A 17,443-nucleotide genomic window follows, 5' to 3' on the forward strand; every position below is an offset into this window, starting at 1 on the left:
TAGGATATAGAAAACATTTAATCTTAATTTCTCTTAAATCAATTAATAAAAAAACTTATGAAATCAATAAGAACAAGACACGAGTACTTTATAATTATGGTTTTAATAGCGGTTTTAAACTTTTCATGTGTTAACAATAAACAAATTCAAGAGCCGAAAAAGCAACCTAACATTTTATGGCTCTTTTTAGAGGATACCGCACCGCTTTTAGGAGCCTACGGCACTACAATTATTTCAACACCTCATATTGATAGTCTTGCTAAGCAAGGGGTTATTTACACAAATGCATTTATGCCTGCTCCGGTATGTTCAGCAAGTCGGTCTAGTATTATCACAGGGGTTATGTCAACAACTACAGGCACACAAAACCACCATAGTTCTAGAACAAAAGAATCTGCCATTTACTTACCGGAAAATTTAAAAACAGTTCCTGAACTCTTTAAAAAAGCAGGGTATTTCACCTTTAATAACGGTAAAGATGACTACAACTTTGCTTATGATAGAAAAGAGCTATATAATCAAAAATATAAATTGCACCCATTATATGGTAAAAGTGGTGTGCATATAGAATTGGCTGCTTTAAAAAAAGAACAACCCTTCTTTGGACAAATACAATTGTATGGCGGAAAAGAAATCTTTTCAGATAGTTTCAAAGACAACATTAAAACCCCAGTTGACAGATCAAAAATAGAACTCCCTCCTTATCTACCCAATCACCCTGCAATTGTGGAAGAGTATGCAAATCATTTAGATGCAATTCAAATAACCGATGAAAAAATAGGGGGGATTATCAAAAATTTAAAGGATAATGGATTACTCGAAAATACGGTAATTTTCTTTTTTTCTGATCATGGTATGCGAATGACAAGAAACAAACAATTTCTTTACGATGGAGGTTTGCATGTACCTTTAATTATTGCCGATTTTACTAAAAAGATAAAGAATTTGCCTTCCGCTAAGGTAAATGATGACTTAGTAAGTGGGCTTGACTTAGGAACAAGTTCTTTAGCTCTGGCCGATATTCAAGTGCCTACTTATATGGAAGGTAAGAATATCTTTAGCGAATCTAATAAAAGAGATTACGTTATTTCAACCCGTGATCGCTGTGATTTTACCATTGATAGAATTCGTTCGGTACGGTCAATAAAATACAAGTATATCCGCAACTTCATGACAGACAGACCCTATACGCAACCAACTTATATGGATTTTGACGGTATAGAGTTTGTAAAAGTAATGCACCAATTACACAGGGATAAAAAATTGAACGTGATTCAAGATCGGTTCATGTCCAATGAACGTCCTGAGGAAGAATTATATAATTTGATAGAGGATCCTTTTGAATTAATTAACCTTGCTTCAAATCCAGGTTATAGTGATGTACGAGAAAAATATGCGGGTATTTTGAATGATTGGATTATCAAGACTGATGATCAAGGCCAGTACCCTGAAGATGAAGAAAACTTAAAACTGATGCTGGGTATATGGGGCGAACATGCCGTCAATACTGAATATGATGCTTTAAGAAAAAAATATCCAACTCTAGAAGGCTCTTTAACCTATTTAAAAAGTGAGCCTTTCCAATTAATAGATTAACTCTAGTTTGTAATATAACCTGAGAGGCTGTTATCAATTATTAGATCCGCTGTGATATTTTACATTATTAAATTAGAGCTTATAGGTATGCGTTTAGTTTAAAGGAAAATTTGGAGAGAAGTGAAATGTATATGGAACGACCCTTTAAATACTATGATAACAAGTATAGCAAACCATGAATTCATCAATAAAGAAATTGCTTATCTAAATAATTTTTATACTTTTATCATACAGAAGTTTTAGTAGTATTTTATTGCAGGCTTATTTTTCATCATAAGGAAGAAATTGGAAAAATAAGTTTACTTCTTACAGAAAGTCTCTGTATACCTTAATTAGTTAATAGCTAATTGGTATGCAGAGACTTTTTTTTTGCGCAAAAAACTAAATAGAAAAACAAAGATTATGACAACAGTTATTCATTTAAAAGAAATTAAAGCCTTGTTAAAGCACACCGATGTTGTCACTGCTATGGAAGAAGGGTTTATTCAATATAGCAACGGAAACACAGTGGTACCTCCGGTTGGAGAATTGTTATTCGAAGACCCAAAAGGAGATGCCCATATTAAGTATGGCTACATTAAAAACGAGGCGTATTATGTCATTAAAATTGCTTCTGGTTTTTATGACAATGCCAAACTGGGAATCCCTTCTAGTCAAGGGTTAATGCTATTATTCGACCAGAAAACAGGAGTGCCCAAAGCAGTGTTGCTAGATGAAGGTTACTTAACAGATATCCGCACAGCTGCTGCTGGTGCTTTAGCGGCAAAGTATTTCGCCCCGAAAGAGATAAAAGCGATCGGAATTGTGGGTACGGGAATACAAGCAAAATTACAATTGCAGTACCTTCAAAAATATACGCCATGCACCACTGTTTGGATTTGGGGACGTTCCAAAGAAAAGGCTGCAAAATTCGCCAATGAACTAGGTGCTGATTTTGATGTTCATATTGCCGACAGCACTACAGAACTTGCAAAACATTGCAACTTGATTGTAACTACAACACCATCAGAACAGGCTTTACTAAAAGCATCGGACATTCAAAAAGGGACACATATTACTGCGGTAGGTTCAGATACAGAACACAAACAAGAATTAGAGAGCGAGTTGCTTAAAAAGGCAGACATCGTTATCTCGGACAGTATTCCGCAAAGTAAAAGTAGGGGTGAGGTCTATAGGGCTACGCAAGATGGTAAAATTACCGAAGACGATATTGTTGAATTGGGTACTGCGATTCAAGATAAAAAATTACAACGCACCAATGACGACCAGATTACAATTGTCGATTTAACAGGTGTTGCAGTACAAGATATTATGATAACCGAAGCTGTGTATACTGCGTATTTAAAAAAATAAATTATGATTCAATTTGTTAGTAACAAAGGAGGAGGGAAGCCAGTTGATTTTGAAACTGCCATCTTAGATGGTTTTGCTTCAGATGGCGGTTTGTATGTTCCAGATACCTTACCGAACATCACCAAAAAACAACTAAGTGCTTGGAAAGGATTGTCTTATGTTGCACTCGCTTTTGAGATTCTTTCGCTTTTTATTGATCGCTCTATTGTTTCGGAAAGCGAATTAAAAAACATTCTTGAAACGGCGTATGCACCTTTTGAGAAAAAAGAGACCATTCCGTTTTATCCTTTAAAAACAAGAAAGGACACCTATATTATGGAGTTGTTTCACGGTCCGACAATATCGTTTAAAGACGTGGGACTCGCTTTTTTGGTGAATCTGGTGAACTTCTTTCTTGAACGAAAAAATGAGCACCTAACGCTTGTTGTTGCGACCACAGGAGATACAGGTCCGGCAACTGCTTACTATACAGCAGGGAAATCGAACTTAGATGCTTGGGTGTTATATCCGAAAGGATTAATTACCGAAGAACAAGAACGCCAAATGACCACCTTGCAAGATGCAAATGTGCATCCGGTTGGGGTGTCTAATTGCCCAGATGGTGCAGATGATCTAGATCTTGTAATTGCTAAATTATATGCGGACAAACGTTTTAAAGACAAACTAAAATTATCTAGTGTAAATTCCATTAATTGGGGACGTGTAATGATGCAAACGGTTCATTATTTCTATGGCTACTTACAGGTTGTAGATACGATTGGAGAGAAAATAAATATGTCCGTCCCATCTGGTGCTTTCGGTAATTTATGTGCAGGAGGCATTGCACGAGAAATGGGATTACCCATCAAGTATTTTGTAGTTGCCAATAATACAAATGCTTGTTTACATCGTGTTTTTTCTGAAGGTCGGTTTTCAAAGGAAGAAATCATCGAAACGCCTTCATCTGCCATAGATATTTTAGTGCCTTCTAATTTTTGGAGGTTCTTGTATTTCAGAAATGAAAAAAACACCGAGAATATTAAAAAGTGGGTAGATCAGTTTAAAGCCACAGGCTCCGTTACTTTTGATAAGCAGACTTTTGAGAGCTATTCTAAAGGGTTTAAATCTTATAGTGCAACGGACAAACAAACCTTAGATATCATTAATGAGCTGTATACTAACGAGGACTATTTATTAGATCCACATGGTGCGGTAGCAGTAGTAGCGGCAGATAATCTTAAAACGGAACTAGGTGATGAGAAATTAATCTGTTTCGCTACGGCGCATCCATCAAAATTTCCAGAAATAATAAAAAAAGCATTACAAACAAGCGTATTGCCAAAAGCCGCTACGCATAGTAGTGTAGAAACTGCCAAGCAACTTTGTGAGAAGGTGTATTTGTGTGATTACGCGCATGTAGAAAATGCCCTTATGCATGCCATGGAAACGAATTGGGACTTAATAAAAGGAAAGTAATATGACACATACTAAAGTTATTACCGATTTAGATATGGAACGTATTTTAGTTCCTTATGGCATTAAAATGGTGTCCTATAAAATGTTAAGTGGTGGCTCGGCAAATACAAACTATTTGATACGTACAGAAGACAACGCTTTTGTATTGACCATCTGTGATGAAAAGTCTATTGAAGAGACGGGGAAACTAGCTTCTTTATTGGAGTACTTAAAACAGCACAAGTTTTCGACTTCTGAGCTGATACAAACCACAACCGAAGCATTAACTACTACCTGGAATTCGAAACCAGTGATGCTTAAAGGGTTTATTGAAGGTTATATTGCCAAAGATATATCAGAAGACTTGTTACTATATTTAGGCAAGGAACTAGCACAATTACATCAAATAAAAGCACCTGATTTTATCCCAAGAGAAATCGCATTTGGACTACAACATTTTGATGACGTAAAAGTCTACGCTCCGGATTCCTCATTTTACAAGTGGCTAAAAACTACACAGCATTATATTGAGAATCATATCAACTCAGATTTACCTAAAGCATTGATCCATAGTGATATTTTTAATAGTAATATCATTGTCGATCAAGAAAGGAAACAAGCGACTATCATGGACTTTGAAGAAGCGTGCTATTATTATCGCGTATTCGATATTGGTATGATGATTATTGGTACGTGCAGTAATAAAACCACCATCAATTTAGATAAAGTAGCTAATTTATTGAAAGGATATCGGCAAGAAATTCAACTTCTAGAAATAGAGAAAAAAGCACTGAAAGCATTTACGATTTACGCAGCAACCGCTACAGCGTATTGGCGACATCAGAATTTCAATTACGTTAACTTCAACCCTGAAATGAAAAATCGTTATCTAGAGATGAAAAATCTGGCAGATTATGTTATGAACTTGCCAGACAATTTTTTATTTGAAGACTAAATCAAACAGCATCTATTTTATTTGATTTCTTTGGAACAGTAAAATAGATGGTTGTTCCTTGTTTTCGAACACTAGAAACCCATATTTTACCTCCATTATTTTCTACCATTTCTTTACAGATAGACAGCCCTAAACCTGAGCCATTTTCATTATTGGTTCCAAAGGTTGATTTTACATATTTTGTTTTAAAGAGATTAGATCGGGTTTCTAAATCCATTCCAACACCGTTATCCACTACTTCTAATTGGAGTGCATCGTCTTTATCTTCAACCTTAATATGGATTTCTCCTTTTTGGTTAGTAAATTTAATTGCGTTACCTATTAAATTTCTTAGAATCACATCTAGATGATTCTTATCGCTATAACTAATCGTATTTTCTGGCACCTCATTTACAATGCTAATCTCCTTCTTTTGAGCCAAAGTGGTTAACACGGAAATACTCTGTTCAGCAATATCATGAAGGTCTATATTCTTTGGTTCTAATACTATACCATCCATTTGTGTTTTTGCCCATATTAAAAGGTTATTCAGCAATTCTGAAATGCCTTGTATTCCTGATAGAGCTTTGGGCATTAAGGATATGTATTGCTCTTTGCTAATAGATACACTTGTAGACATTTTCATAAGGGAATGAAAAGAATTTATTGGCCCTTTAAGATCATGTGCTATAATAGAGAACAGCTTATCTTTAGTTCTATTAGACTCGCATAATTCTGCCTCTTTTTGGATTAAGATTTCTTGTTTGGCCTGTAAATTTTTAGTGTATTTTTTTTGAAGTTTATTGGTTCTGTAAATTAGTATTAAAAATAACGTAGCAACTAAAAGGGCTGCTATGGCAAAATATACGTAGGTTTTTTGTTTAGCAATTGCTTTGTTCTGCTTCTCTATAAGTTGTTCTTTTTGATTCTCAAACCTCATTTTACTAAGGGCAACTCCAAGACCGTTCTTAAATTTCTCATCGGCCTCTTTTTCATATCGTAACCTATATTCATTTTGGTAAGCATATGCCTTTTTATCTTCTCCTTTTTCGTGGTATATCTTAGATAGAACTAGATTTGATAGCTGTATAGATTTTGAAAGACTTAATCTATTAGCAATTTCCAATCCCTTTAAGCCATATTCTTCGGCTTTTTCTAAATTCTTAAGTCCTAAATACGATTCGGCCAATCCTATATAACTGCCTGCATATCCAATACTATAGTCTATTTCATCGCATAATTTTTCTGATTTAATAAACCACTCTAGTGCTTTTGTATAGTTCTTTCTTTCAACTGCAATGTCACCTTTTCCAGCATATGCACTAGATAACCAATCTTTCCTATTTTGTTTTTTAAGACCTGGTATCACATTGGTTAGCAAACGCTCAGACTCTTCAAGGTTTCCCTTTTGCATGTGTAAATGGGCAATACCAAGCGTTGAGACAGCTAATAGATCATCATTATGAGCCTCTAGACTAATTTGCCTTGCTTTCTCTTGAAAGATTATAGCCGAATCAAAATCCTCATTATAACTATATAAAAAGGCAATATTGCTACTAAGAACGGACATCATACGTGTCTCATTAATTTTTTCGGCAACAGCTAAGGCTTCTAAATATTTGGTAAGCGCGGTTGCATAATCTCCTTTAAAATGAAAGTCGATTGCAATATTGTTTAAAGCAGCAATTTTTGCATCATCCAGATCATAGGTATTTGCAACCTCTAAAGCTTTCTTATTATACTCACTAGCCTTATCCGTTTCTCCTCTTTCTGCATAATAATACCCATAGGTAGACAGTGCTATACTTTCTCCGTTTTTATATTGAGAAGCAATACTTAAATCATAACTTTCTTTTAATAATATGGCTGTACTGTCAGGATTGGAACGCATATTGGTCTCTGCTAATTCCAGAAGTAAATCTATATAATCAGAATTCTGAGTATTGAAATCTGAACTAGATTTTAACTCTACTATTTTAGTAAGCGTACTTTTTTCTGTCTGCCCTTGAAGATTGACAGAGAAAACAAATACAAGCAAAATAGCAAAGTAAAAACTTTTATTCGCGAAAAAAAATGATGCCATTTGGACTTTTATTTATGAAAAAGTACAAACAGAAATTAAGAAAACAGCATTTTTTTTGTTAAACGCGTAATTTATAGCTATTTCTCAATAGGAAAACTGAAGAGATTAACAGCAAAAGACAGGATTAAAGGAACTATACAAAGCTATATCAGAATTGGAATAAACGTGCTTTGTTCCATTAGAATTCCGGCAAGAAGCGGGTAGTGGTGCTTCTTTTGTTGAAACTAAAATAATACTTATGCGTTTGCTTTTCTTCCGTAAATTTTATTATAAACTAAATCTATAGATTTATGAAACTCACTTTTCGTAAAAGGTTTACTTATGAAATCTACACAACCAAGTTCTCTGGCCACCTCTTCAAAATCCTGTTTTGTAGAACTAGATATAAAGGGCATACGATTACCGAACATTTCAAGAAAAGAAAGTCCGTTCATGCCTGGCATTTCTATATCGGACATGACAACTTGTGGTTTAGCTATTTGTATGTGCACCCACGCATCATAAGAATCTTCAAAAGTGAGTACACTGCGCACTAATGGGTGCGTTTTAGCAAGTTTTTCTGCTAAGGACAGCCATAAAGGGGAGTCATCAACAATAATTAATTCAAGTCTCATAAAAAAATCAAATTTGGGGTTTGAGGAGTGCAAATTACCCCATTAACCCATCATGAAAAATAAATTCGGGTGAATAGCTAGAAAACTATCTTTATATGTTGAAATACCGCTTTAAACAGCTGTACATCAGGAGAAATTTACATTAAATGGACTACCAAGAATACCAATTCAATTCAAAAAAAAGATTCTTTATACCTGAATACTTAGGTATAAAGAATCTTCATAAGAAGGGTAGTAAAGTATCAACTTAACTACCATATTATTTTAAATATTAATCAAAATAAGATTGTAATTCCTTTTTTAAATTCCCCCATTGCTTTTTATCGCCACTAATAACCTGTCCGACTTCTTTTAATTTAGAAGTTCCGAAACCAATAGCTTCCTTTATTCCAATATGAGGAGGTAAGGATAAAGCGCCACTACTAACTACAGCGTCTATAATAAATGGCTTTTTACTATTCTTAGCTTGTAGTATGGCAGCATCAATATCTTTGGCATGTTCTACACGTACGCCATCTCCGCCACATAGTTTAGCATACTCAGCAAAGTTGACATTGGTTTCGTGTAATGCATCCAGACTGGCTGCTAAGCCTACTTGTTCCATTTCTAGTTTTACAAAACTCAATTCAGAATTATTGAAAATCAATACTTTTATGGGTAACTCATATTTTACGGCTGTAATAAAATCTTGCATCGCCATATTAAAAGCACCGTCACCACTCAGACACCAAATTTCTTGTTTAGGATTAGCCATTTGTGCTCCAATTGCAGAAGGTAATCCCACTGCCATAGAACCGTGATTAAAAGAGCCTATTAAACGTCTTTGACTATGAAAAGAGATATGATGTGCGGCCCAAATTGCGGATGTTCCTGTTTCTACTGTAAAAATAGCATCATTAGCAGCATGCTCGTTTACTAAATCTGCAAATATCTGCGGGTGTAAAGGTTCATTCTCTCGAGTAGGGGAAGCCTGCTCTTTCATGTTCTCTCTCCAATCTTCAAAGCTCTTTCTTAGTTTATCAACAAAACTGGTGTCCTCTTTCTGTTCAATTTTTGGGTTTAGAATTTCTAAGAAGGATGAAATATCACTCCAAACACCTAGAGAGACAGATGTTCTATTCCCTATATTTTCTTGGCGGATATCTACTTGAATCGTTTTGGTTTCATGTGGTAAAAAATCAATATAAGGGAAATCTGTTCCCAGCATCAATAGCAAATCGCACTTCATGACGGCATTGTAACCAGATGGGTTTCCTATTAATCCGGTTAACCCTACAACATTATCGGTATCGTGGTCAAAAATATCACTGGCACGAAGACTATGGGTTATAGGTGCATTCAGTTTTTTAGATAATTCAATTACGGCAGCTCTACTTTCACGACATCCATCACCGGCTAAAATACCAACTGTTTTGGCACCGTTCAAAAGTTGGGCAGCTTCCATAACTACGGATTCCTCTGGAACCAAACGCGAAACATATTTTTTAATAGGGTGTACAAATTGCTGATTATCGGCTTTCATTTCCGCTACATTTGCCGGCAACTCTATTCTACACACGGCATTATTGGCCATTGCAATTTTAATGGCGCGTTGTATGACCATTGGGGCTTGCTCAGGAGTTTCTATTATTGCCTGGTAATCACAAACATCATCAAAAACCTTTTTTAAATCAACTTCTTGGAAGAAACTAGTTCCTTGTTGCTTTTGGTTGATTTGTCCTGTAATTGCAATAACCGGAGTCCGTTCTTTTTTAGCATTATAAAGTCCGTTTATTAAATGGAGGGCTCCAGGACCTACCGTTCCTGCACAAACGGCTAAACTTTCTGTGGTTTGGCTATGTCCAAAGGCAGCAAAAGAGGCATTTCCTTCGTGTTTCATTCCTATCCAATCCACGCCATCACTTTCTTCAATTGCTTTTACAAAAAAGTTAAGGGCATCACCCGTAACTCCATATACTTTTTCTACGCCAACGCTGACTAAAATATCCAATAATTGTTCTGATACATTTTTGCTCATAATAGTTCTCTTTATGTTTTTAAATTAGATGACCAAGGCATCCGTTTGCTATCTATATTCAGGGTTTTCAAAATTCCAGCGTGTACCGTCATCCCATTCTTTTCTAGAATTACCGTAGGCAGGATACCCACCATTATCTTTCAACATTTTGGCTAGGTGCATTAAGTTATAGCTCATAAAAGTGGTGTTCCGGTTTGTAAATTCTGAATCAAAACCTACTGGCGGATCTATACTTTCGCCATTCCATTTGGTATCACCATAACTAGGTCCAGGACCCACTTTGCCAATCCAACCGGCATCCGCTTGCGGAGGAATACTATATCCTAAATGTTGCAGTGCATATAACATGCCCATAGAACAATGTTTTACCCCATCTTCATTACCGGTAACTATACAACCACCAGCTTTACCGTAGTACACATATTGCCCTTTATCATTCTGGTAACCACTCATAGCATATAAGCGTTCAATAAGTTTAGATGCTATAGAGGAGCGCTCGCCCAACCAAATTGGAGTACCAATAACCAAGATATCAGCAGCCATAATCTTTTCATAAATACCTGGCCACTCATCTGTATCATAACCTTCCTTTGTCATATCTGGTTGCACACCTACGGGAATATCATAATCTGCAAGGCGAAGTATTTCTACATCAACCCCTTCAGATTCCATAATTTTCATGGATACATCCATTAGATTTCGTGTGTGACTTTTTGAAGGCGATTTTTTCAATGTACAGTTTACAAACACTGCTTTTAACGTACTTAAGTCTATCTTTTTCATAATATTTATATTCTTATTTCCCTATTGTTTTCACTGTAACCACACCAAATACAATATGCCCAATAAGCATGGCTACTGCCCGCATTTGCATTGTACCATTTACTGGTGGCATTGTTAAAATCATACCCATTACTTTCATTCCTATCTGAGCCAGAATAACTGCTGCAACTCCAAAAACAATTCCCTTTAGCCAGAGATTATTAATGTGCACATTAGGCGCAAAAACAAATCCGTAGCCCAGTGCAAAAAGAATCCCCATCATAAAGTGCATAATCCAGCCAACCACAATTGGTACGCCCATAGCGCCAGCTAATAATTTCCACGGTGCCATCTCGGGCATGCCCAAATTAGGTGCCATTATCATAACAATGGTCATGACTATTGTTCCTACTATTCCTGCTAAGAAATACTTTGTAATGTTGTTCATATTATGGTATTAAGATTGTTAAAATTCAATTTTTAAAAACGGCAAAACCTATCTGGTCCGTTAGCTTTGGATGTGTATATAACTTATTCTTTAGCAATAGAAAGCGTAGGTAGCTCTTGGAGATGGGCTGTAATTAAAATAGGAATACATCTAGTAACAAGATATTAAGATGGTATTCTTTATTAGTATGCAAGATATGTGTTATGTTACCCGGCTTTTAACCCAATCAAAACCAATGTTGACGCAGATTTTCTAGCTTATCCTTTTCAGAGAAAACCAATGCATGGGTTTAAGTCACCAATAATAATTGTTGTAGCATGTAAATTGATAAGGTATAAAACAGACAATAGCCAAATGCCTTACGCGCTAGTTTTCCATCAATTCGTTTTTAAGTTTAATGCTGCTATAGTGCAAAAAATAGCTATTTTTAAGGCACCAAGTAATATTATAAGTTTATGGCTTGGTTGTACTAACTAACGAATAGGTAAAGTTTCCCCATTTATCTCAAATCAGTAAAACCCGAATGAAAAAAGAAGACCTACAGGATAAAAATCAACTTTCAGTAACTAATGAAGGTGAGAATCATACCAATTTCAGTCAGCCTGAAAAAGATAAAATTATTGAAAGGCAACTGCGTTTTCAAGACCTCTTAATTAGTATTTCAACAAAGTACATTAATTCGGATTTATCGGATATAGACAAGTTAATTAGGGCCTCCTTACAGCAAATAGGGGAGTTTGTGGAATCTGACCGAAGCTATATTTTCTCCTATGATTTTGTAAATAATACCACTTCCAACACCTATGAGTGGTGTTCTGAAGGCATAGAACCGGAACTAGATAATTTGCAGGACATTCCCGTAGATTATATTCCACAGTGGATAGAAGCACACAAAAAGGGAGAACCATTTTTTGTGGAAGATGTAAGTACATTACCAGAAGACGGTGAGCATGGTTTACGAGCGGTTTTAGAACCACAGGGCATAAAAAGCTTGATTACCATTCCGAAAATCAAAAACAACGAGCTGATTGGCTTTATAGGTTTTGATTCGGTTAAAAAAATTAATAAGTATGATGATAATGAAAAGGATATCCTTTTTGTTTATGCCAATATGTTGGTTAATGTCATACAGCGTAAAGAGAGCGAAGAACGCATAAAGGAGCAAGAGAAGAAAAAGGAAGAATTGCTAAAGAACTTATCGCTCCAGAATGAAGAATTAAGTGAGTATGCCCATGTGGTATCTCATGATTTAAAAGCACCACTTATAAATATTCACACTTTGGTGAGTTGGTTCATAGATGACAATGCAGACGCCATAGATGAGGACACGATGCAACCCTTACACCAGGCCCTGTTTAATGTTGAAAAGATGAACTTTTTAATAAAGGGAATTTTAGATTATTCAACGATTGATAAGATTGAATCCGAAGACAAACAAGTAGATTTTAATGAACTTATTAAAGAGGTTTTAGAAACCATTTTAGTTCCCGACCATGTAGAAATTAAGGTGCAAGAAAACATGCCCAGTTTGTTTGGAAACACGTGGCGGTTTAAACAGGTTTTTCAGAATCTAATCCAAAATTCCATAAACTATGGTAAAGAGGAGCAGGGAAGGGTAGAAGTGGGCTATACGGATAAAGGGGATCATTATGAGTTTTTTGTAAAGGATAATGGTATTGGTATTAAGGCCGCTTATTTTGAACGGATATTCAAAATTTTTACCAAATTAGAAAGCACCGGTTCTTCTTCTGGTATAGGCTTGTCCATCGTAAAAAGAATCATTAAATATTATAACGGTTCCATTTGGTTAGAAAGTGAAGAGGGCGTGGGTACTACGTTTTACTTTACGCTTTTGAAGACAGCGTAAGTTGTAGTTACATGGATAGCTTTTTACCTTCTAAATTAGAAAAAAGGAAACAAATGAATTTTACCGCACCTACTTTTTATTTTGATTATGAGTCCGATGAAATTAAAGATTTTGTCAAAGAGTTTAGAAGCGATACTATTTCAAAAAAGGAAAAAGCGAAGCGCTTGTATCTCAAAGTAAGAGACAGCTATAGATATGACCCGTACTCCCTAAGTTTCTTAAAAGAGCACTATAGAGCAAGTTATTTGGTAACACAGAAAAAAGGGCATTGCTATGACTACAGCACCAAAAAAAACCAGACGACCTTACTCTTGCTTCTAAAACCAAGTATACAAATCTAATTATTGGCGGACACACTCATACTTTTTTAGACAAACCAACCGTAGTAAAAAACACTACAGACAAAGATATCTTGGTTAACCAAGTTGGTTGCTTTGGTATAAATATAGGGAGAGTAGATTTTAATTTCGACGGGTTTACCTAGAGAATTCTCCAATGGGATGCGGAGCCATAAAACCAATGCATGGAACATCTACAGAAATAAAAAGAATGTATGTTTCTCCAAAGGCGAGAGGAAATGGTATTGCCACTAAAATATTAAAGGAGTTATAATCTTGGACAGCCAAATTAGGGTATACATCTTGTATTTTAGAAACCGAAATAAGACAAACAGAAGCAGTAGCTCTATACAAAAAGAACAACTACAAAATAACACTACACTACGGACAATATCTCAATGTAGAAAATAGCCTCTGTTTTAAAAAAGAAATTTAGAACGAAAACCTAATCTAGTCATGACAAAAAGACCATATCTATTAAGACTGTGCATATTATCGACATTTATTTGGGTTAATACTCAAGCTCAATTGGATAAAACACAAAATATAGATACTTCTACCGATTACGGAAAGTTGATTTTCTTTGATGATTTTGAAAGAAATGAGTCTCAAGAATTAAAGGATGAAGTAGGAAATAATTGGACTACTAGTAGTGATAAAACAGCAAAAGGGCATAAAGAAGTTGACCTAAAAGATGGTCTAATGCATATTTATATACACAAAGAGGCAAATCACGCAGTTTCTGTAAGACAAAAAATGAATTTCAAGGATGGTACTATTGAAATGGATTTTAAATTGAATCATCTGGAGGATATTTTAGTTTTAAACATTGCAGACCCTACTTGCAAATCGGTACATGCAGGTCATTTAATAAACGTAAAAATAAAAACTGGGTCTGTAGAATTACAAGATTTAAAAACAGGTGTTTTCCTTTTAGAACATGTAAAAGCTCGAAAAGAAAAAAACCTTACCAAAGAGCAAAAATTACTCATTAAATCAAAATCAAAAAAAATTTCTAATACAATTGAGTTGGGTAAATGGATGCATGTTGTAGCTCAAATACAAGAAGAAAAGCTAACCGTTATTATTAATGGAAAGGAAATTGGAAGTTTTGTGTCAAATGGTATTGGACATCATGCAAAAAGTCTCCTACGCATTTTGGTTCCAAGAAAAGTAACAGTTGACAACCTTAAAATATGGAGAAAAAAATAATTTTATAATCCAACCATACTAATATACTCAATTATAATAGTTAGGAATTGTTTTAGTTTTCTGACCGTATTATAGTACACCATCTTCAAAGTGGTCTCTTTTTATAGTTTTCACCCGTTGTCCTATTATAAGAGGTTCTCAATCATCATTTCGGTTTACTCAAATTTTGTACTTGAAAAGGGTTTTAAGCTTCTGAAAGCTGCTTTTTAATCTATTTTCAGGTTGGAATCACCAAAATACAGTCTTATAATGATTAAACACGTGTAATAAACCGCGTAAAATACATAAATACCCATTGGTTGTACAAGTACTTACCATTTAAGGATATATATATTTGTAAGTAGTAGCAAGAACAGAATTAGTAAAATAAAAAATCATATTAAAACAACAATCCATTATGAGTCAATTAACAATTGTAGCTAAAATTCTAGTTAAAGAAGAAAAAAGAGATTTTGTACTAGCAGAACTTTTAAAACTAATCCCTATTACTAGAGCAGAAAAAGGATGTATAAATTACGATTTACATCAAGACAATGAGAATCCTAATTTATTCTTATTTCTTGAAAACTGGGAAAGCCGTGAACTGTGGCAAGAACACATGGGCAATGCCCATTTAGCTGAATATATGAAAGCAACCGATGGTGCTGTTGAAGAATTCATATTGCATGAAATGACAATAATTGGCTAACAATAATCTAAGCGCACTTTATAAAATTATAAAGTGCGTTTTTCATTTAAAACAGATAGGATGTCACAGACAATTACAATAGGTGTCACGGATTTATCATTTCATCGTATTGCAGCTTCTTTAGTAGCAAACACACTAAAAGCAATGGGATTTAAAGTGAAACGGATTTATGCGCACCACGAGAAAAATTTTGATAATTTAAAAGCAGGAACAACAGATATGTTGGCTTCCGCTTGGTTGCCATCTAGTCACGGAGGTTATAAGGCCGAAGTACAGAAAACAGTTCCCTTAATAGATTTAGGGTTGCATTACGAGCCTTATGCACTTTGGGGTGTTCCTAATTATGTACCTGCAGAAGCGGTTTCAGAAATTGCAGATTTATTAAAACCCGAAGTGGTAGAAAAAATGAAATCTGATATTCAAGGGATTAATGCTGGCGCGGGAATTACACGTTTCTCAATAAAAATGATGGACGCCTACGGATTGAATAATGCCGGTTATGAATTTCACACCGGAACGGAAGAAGCTTGCTTTGGTGCTTTTGAAAACGCTATAGAAAATAAAGAATGGGTGATTGTTCCCTTATGGAAACCTCATTTTTTACACCATAAATATGACATTAGAGAATTAAAAGAACCTAAAGGATTACTGGGTGTTGTAGATAAAGCGGTATTGCTTTTAAGAGAGGATAAAAAACCGATGTTCACAGAAGAACAACTAGCAACTTTAGACGCCTTACATTTTGATAATGAGATTATTGCAGCCCTAGATTATAAGGTAAGTCGTGAAGGAAAAGAAATTGATACAGTTACGCAAGAGTGGTTAAATTCTGGTAAATAGGATGGAAGAAGTAAAAAAACGAAGATAGGGGTGAAGTGGTAGCTTAAATGGAATAGTAGCTCTGAAGTATTTATCATATTAATAATATGTACCAGAAATAGTTTCCAAAATTTTTAATTGATAGCGCTAAAAAAAATAAAAGAGTTGCAGTAATTTTGTGGTTCATATAATTTCAGAATCTTGCTAGAGAAAAGACACCAATTACCCCAAGAGCTATCTATAGATACAGATAATTTCATCTATTGTTTAGAAGGCGTTCATGATATAGAAACGGACAACGTTACCGAAGCACAAAAGAACTTGAAGCAATTGGCCATGAAATATGGTATAGCAAGCATCTATAAAACTTGTGACACCATTGAAGGGCTGGAAGAAAGCTTAAATGCACTAGTGTTGGATGATCATAATTTTAAGGACTATGAGATTATCTATTTGGTTATGGCGGGTGAAGCAAATAGTATTTGCTTAAACGATTACTATTATAGTTTACAGGAAATTGCAGAAATTTTTGAAGGACAGTTAAAAGGAAAAATTTTACATTTTTCCAATGCAAAAATCCTAGATTTAGATGAAGAGGAATCTCAGTATTTTTTGGATATTACTAATGCAAAAGCTATTTCTGGCTACGGCAATGCATATAACGGAGTAAGTAGCTCAAATCTTGATAAAGCATTCTTCAACTTATTTAAAGAAGATGATGATATGTTTGATGTAGTTGAAGAGCTGCACCAAAGACATTACAATGTCTGTAAATTGCTAGATTTTAGGCTGTATTATTGAAGATACAACGGGATACGGTAAATTATTAGAGTTACCTTCAATTTCATAATAACTTATTGGTATACAACGCGGCACTATAAAACAATTTTGTTCTATAGTGTTTGTGTTACGACACTTTGCTGGAATAAAAGAAAGTGCTCACCACTAATTCTCCTATAAAATTTTATTCTAAAATAGTACTTCTCAAAAGTTACAATGCGCACGTATTTAGGCAATCCAACGAACTAGGGGAGTGGAACATGTGTGTCATGTAATTTATAATTTGATTATCATTTTTTTTATAATTTACTATGAATCAATGTTTTATAAATAGTTATAGATTTGATTATTAATTTGTGTTGACATATAAACATTACATGTTTCTTATATAGCCACTTACACAACTTATCCTACAATCAATACATAACACCTTTCTTCAACTAAGAACATAACCTACTTTTATTCCCATACTTACAAATATCTTCTCCCCAAATAAGA

The 17,443-nt window shown here is 34.8% G+C and carries 15 protein-coding genes and 2 pseudogenes; 12 read left to right on the top strand and 5 right to left on the bottom strand.

From position 1 onward, the window contains the following. Nucleotides 1-57: 57 nt before the first annotated feature. The 4 genes from HW347_RS04555 to HW347_RS04570 all read left to right on the top strand — a co-directional run bounded on the left by HW347_RS04555 (nt 58) and on the right by HW347_RS04570 (nt 5,338). Nucleotides 58-1,596, top strand: a complete 1,539-nt coding sequence (locus HW347_RS04555; RefSeq protein WP_214610756.1) for a sulfatase family protein — start codon at nt 58-60, stop codon at nt 1,594-1,596. Nucleotides 1,597-1,998: 402 nt separating this feature from the next. Further along, on the top strand, nt 1,999-2,949 hold the full coding sequence (locus HW347_RS04560) for a Rossmann-fold NAD(P)-binding domain-containing protein (protein ID WP_214610757.1): 951 nt from the start codon (nt 1,999-2,001) through the stop codon (nt 2,947-2,949). A gap of 3 nt (nt 2,950-2,952) precedes the next feature. Further along, nucleotides 2,953-4,404, top strand: coding sequence for a threonine synthase (gene thrC, locus HW347_RS04565; RefSeq protein WP_214610758.1), 1,452 nt, complete (start codon nt 2,953-2,955; stop codon nt 4,402-4,404). Nucleotide 4,405: 1 nt separating this feature from the next. Next, a complete protein-coding gene (locus HW347_RS04570) occupies nt 4,406-5,338 on the top strand; it encodes a phosphotransferase (protein ID WP_214610759.1) in 933 nt (310 codons plus the stop codon). Nucleotide 5,339: 1 nt separating this feature from the next. On the opposite strand, the gene HW347_RS04575 is transcribed toward HW347_RS04570, so the two are convergent. From HW347_RS04575 to HW347_RS04595, 5 genes are all read right to left on the bottom strand, one after another. Next, nucleotides 5,340-7,400: a tetratricopeptide repeat-containing sensor histidine kinase gene (locus tag HW347_RS04575; protein WP_214610760.1), complete on the bottom strand. Its 2,061-nt coding sequence runs from the start codon at nt 7,398-7,400 to the stop codon at nt 5,340-5,342. A 236-nt stretch (nt 7,401-7,636) separates the two neighbouring features. Further along, entirely contained in the window at nt 7,637-8,014 is a 378-nt protein-coding gene (locus HW347_RS04580) for a response regulator (RefSeq protein WP_214610761.1), read from the bottom strand. 271 nt (nt 8,015-8,285) lie between these two features. Next, nucleotides 8,286-10,031 (bottom strand): thiamine pyrophosphate-dependent enzyme, encoded by a 1,746-nt coding sequence (locus tag HW347_RS04585; protein ID WP_214610762.1) that lies wholly within the window; start codon nt 10,029-10,031, stop codon nt 8,286-8,288. 48 nt (nt 10,032-10,079) lie between these two features. Next, nucleotides 10,080-10,814: a flavodoxin family protein gene (locus tag HW347_RS04590; RefSeq protein WP_214610763.1), complete on the bottom strand. Its 735-nt coding sequence runs from the start codon at nt 10,812-10,814 to the stop codon at nt 10,080-10,082. Nucleotides 10,815-10,827: 13 nt separating this feature from the next. Then, entirely contained in the window at nt 10,828-11,241 is a 414-nt protein-coding gene (locus tag HW347_RS04595) for a DUF6789 family protein (RefSeq protein ID WP_214610764.1), read from the bottom strand. A 523-nt stretch (nt 11,242-11,764) separates the two neighbouring features. Here HW347_RS04595 and HW347_RS04600 point away from each other — a divergent pair. The 8 genes and pseudogenes from HW347_RS04600 (at nt 11,765) to HW347_RS04630 (ending at nt 16,966) form a co-directional block, all read left to right on the top strand. After that, a complete protein-coding gene (locus tag HW347_RS04600; RefSeq protein WP_214610765.1) occupies nt 11,765-13,108 on the top strand; it encodes a GAF domain-containing sensor histidine kinase in 1,344 nt (447 codons plus the stop codon). A 53-nt stretch (nt 13,109-13,161) separates the two neighbouring features. Next, nucleotides 13,162-13,449: a transglutaminase-like domain-containing protein gene (locus tag HW347_RS04605; RefSeq protein ID WP_214610766.1), complete on the top strand. Its 288-nt coding sequence runs from the start codon at nt 13,162-13,164 to the stop codon at nt 13,447-13,449. Next, nucleotides 13,398-13,592: pseudogene (locus HW347_RS20625) on the top strand (bifunctional metallophosphatase/5'-nucleotidase); the annotation flags it as partial. The gene HW347_RS04605 and the pseudogene HW347_RS20625, both read left to right, overlap by 52 nt. 5 nt (nt 13,593-13,597) lie before the next feature. Continuing rightward, a pseudogene (locus HW347_RS20815) lies at nt 13,598-13,720 on the top strand (GNAT family N-acetyltransferase); the annotation flags it as partial. Between the two features lie 254 nt (nt 13,721-13,974). Next, nucleotides 13,975-14,658, top strand: a complete 684-nt coding sequence (locus HW347_RS04615) for a family 16 glycoside hydrolase (RefSeq protein ID WP_214610768.1) — start codon at nt 13,975-13,977, stop codon at nt 14,656-14,658. Nucleotides 14,659-15,055: 397 nt separating this feature from the next. After that, on the top strand, nt 15,056-15,346 hold the full coding sequence (locus HW347_RS04620) for a putative quinol monooxygenase (protein ID WP_225901823.1): 291 nt from the start codon (nt 15,056-15,058) through the stop codon (nt 15,344-15,346). 60 nt (nt 15,347-15,406) lie between these two features. Continuing rightward, entirely contained in the window at nt 15,407-16,186 is a 780-nt protein-coding gene (locus HW347_RS04625) for a glycine betaine ABC transporter substrate-binding protein (protein WP_214610769.1), read from the top strand. Between the two features lie 180 nt (nt 16,187-16,366). Further along, the gene (locus HW347_RS04630) at nt 16,367-16,966 is read left to right on the top strand and encodes a DUF6642 family protein (RefSeq protein WP_214610770.1); all 600 of its coding nucleotides are present in this window, start codon (nt 16,367-16,369) and stop codon (nt 16,964-16,966) included. Nucleotides 16,967-17,443 lie beyond the last annotated feature (477 nt).

Origin of the sequence: Zobellia barbeyronii (assembly GCF_018603515.1) — a bacterium.
Lineage (GTDB): Bacteria > Bacteroidota > Bacteroidia > Flavobacteriales > Flavobacteriaceae > Zobellia > Zobellia barbeyronii.

Bases quoted from the DNA above. Each gene is read 5' to 3' on its own strand.
- HW347_RS04555 (WP_214610756.1), top strand. From the start codon at position 58: ATGAAATCAATAAGAACAAGACACGAGTACTTTATAATTATGGTTTTA.
- HW347_RS04560 (WP_214610757.1), top strand. From the start codon at position 1,999: ATGACAACAGTTATTCATTTAAAAGAAATTAAAGCCTTGTTAAAGCAC.
- thrC (WP_214610758.1), top strand. From the start codon at position 2,953: ATGATTCAATTTGTTAGTAACAAAGGAGGAGGGAAGCCAGTTGATTTT.
- HW347_RS04570 (WP_214610759.1), top strand. From the start codon at position 4,406: ATGACACATACTAAAGTTATTACCGATTTAGATATGGAACGTATTTTA.
- HW347_RS04575 (WP_214610760.1), bottom strand. From the start codon at position 7,400: ATGGCATCATTTTTTTTCGCGAATAAAAGTTTTTACTTTGCTATTTTG.
- HW347_RS04580 (WP_214610761.1), bottom strand. From the start codon at position 8,014: ATGAGACTTGAATTAATTATTGTTGATGACTCCCCTTTATGGCTGTCC.
- HW347_RS04585 (WP_214610762.1), bottom strand. From the start codon at position 10,031: ATGAGCAAAAATGTATCAGAACAATTATTGGATATTTTAGTCAGCGTT.
- HW347_RS04590 (WP_214610763.1), bottom strand. From the start codon at position 10,814: ATGAAAAAGATAGACTTAAGTACGTTAAAAGCAGTGTTTGTAAACTGT.
- HW347_RS04595 (WP_214610764.1), bottom strand. From the start codon at position 11,241: ATGAACAACATTACAAAGTATTTCTTAGCAGGAATAGTAGGAACAATA.
- HW347_RS04600 (WP_214610765.1), top strand. From the start codon at position 11,765: ATGAAAAAAGAAGACCTACAGGATAAAAATCAACTTTCAGTAACTAAT.
- HW347_RS04605 (WP_214610766.1), top strand. From the start codon at position 13,162: ATGAATTTTACCGCACCTACTTTTTATTTTGATTATGAGTCCGATGAA.
- HW347_RS04620 (WP_225901823.1), top strand. From the start codon at position 15,056: ATGAGTCAATTAACAATTGTAGCTAAAATTCTAGTTAAAGAAGAAAAA.
- HW347_RS04625 (WP_214610769.1), top strand. From the start codon at position 15,407: ATGTCACAGACAATTACAATAGGTGTCACGGATTTATCATTTCATCGT.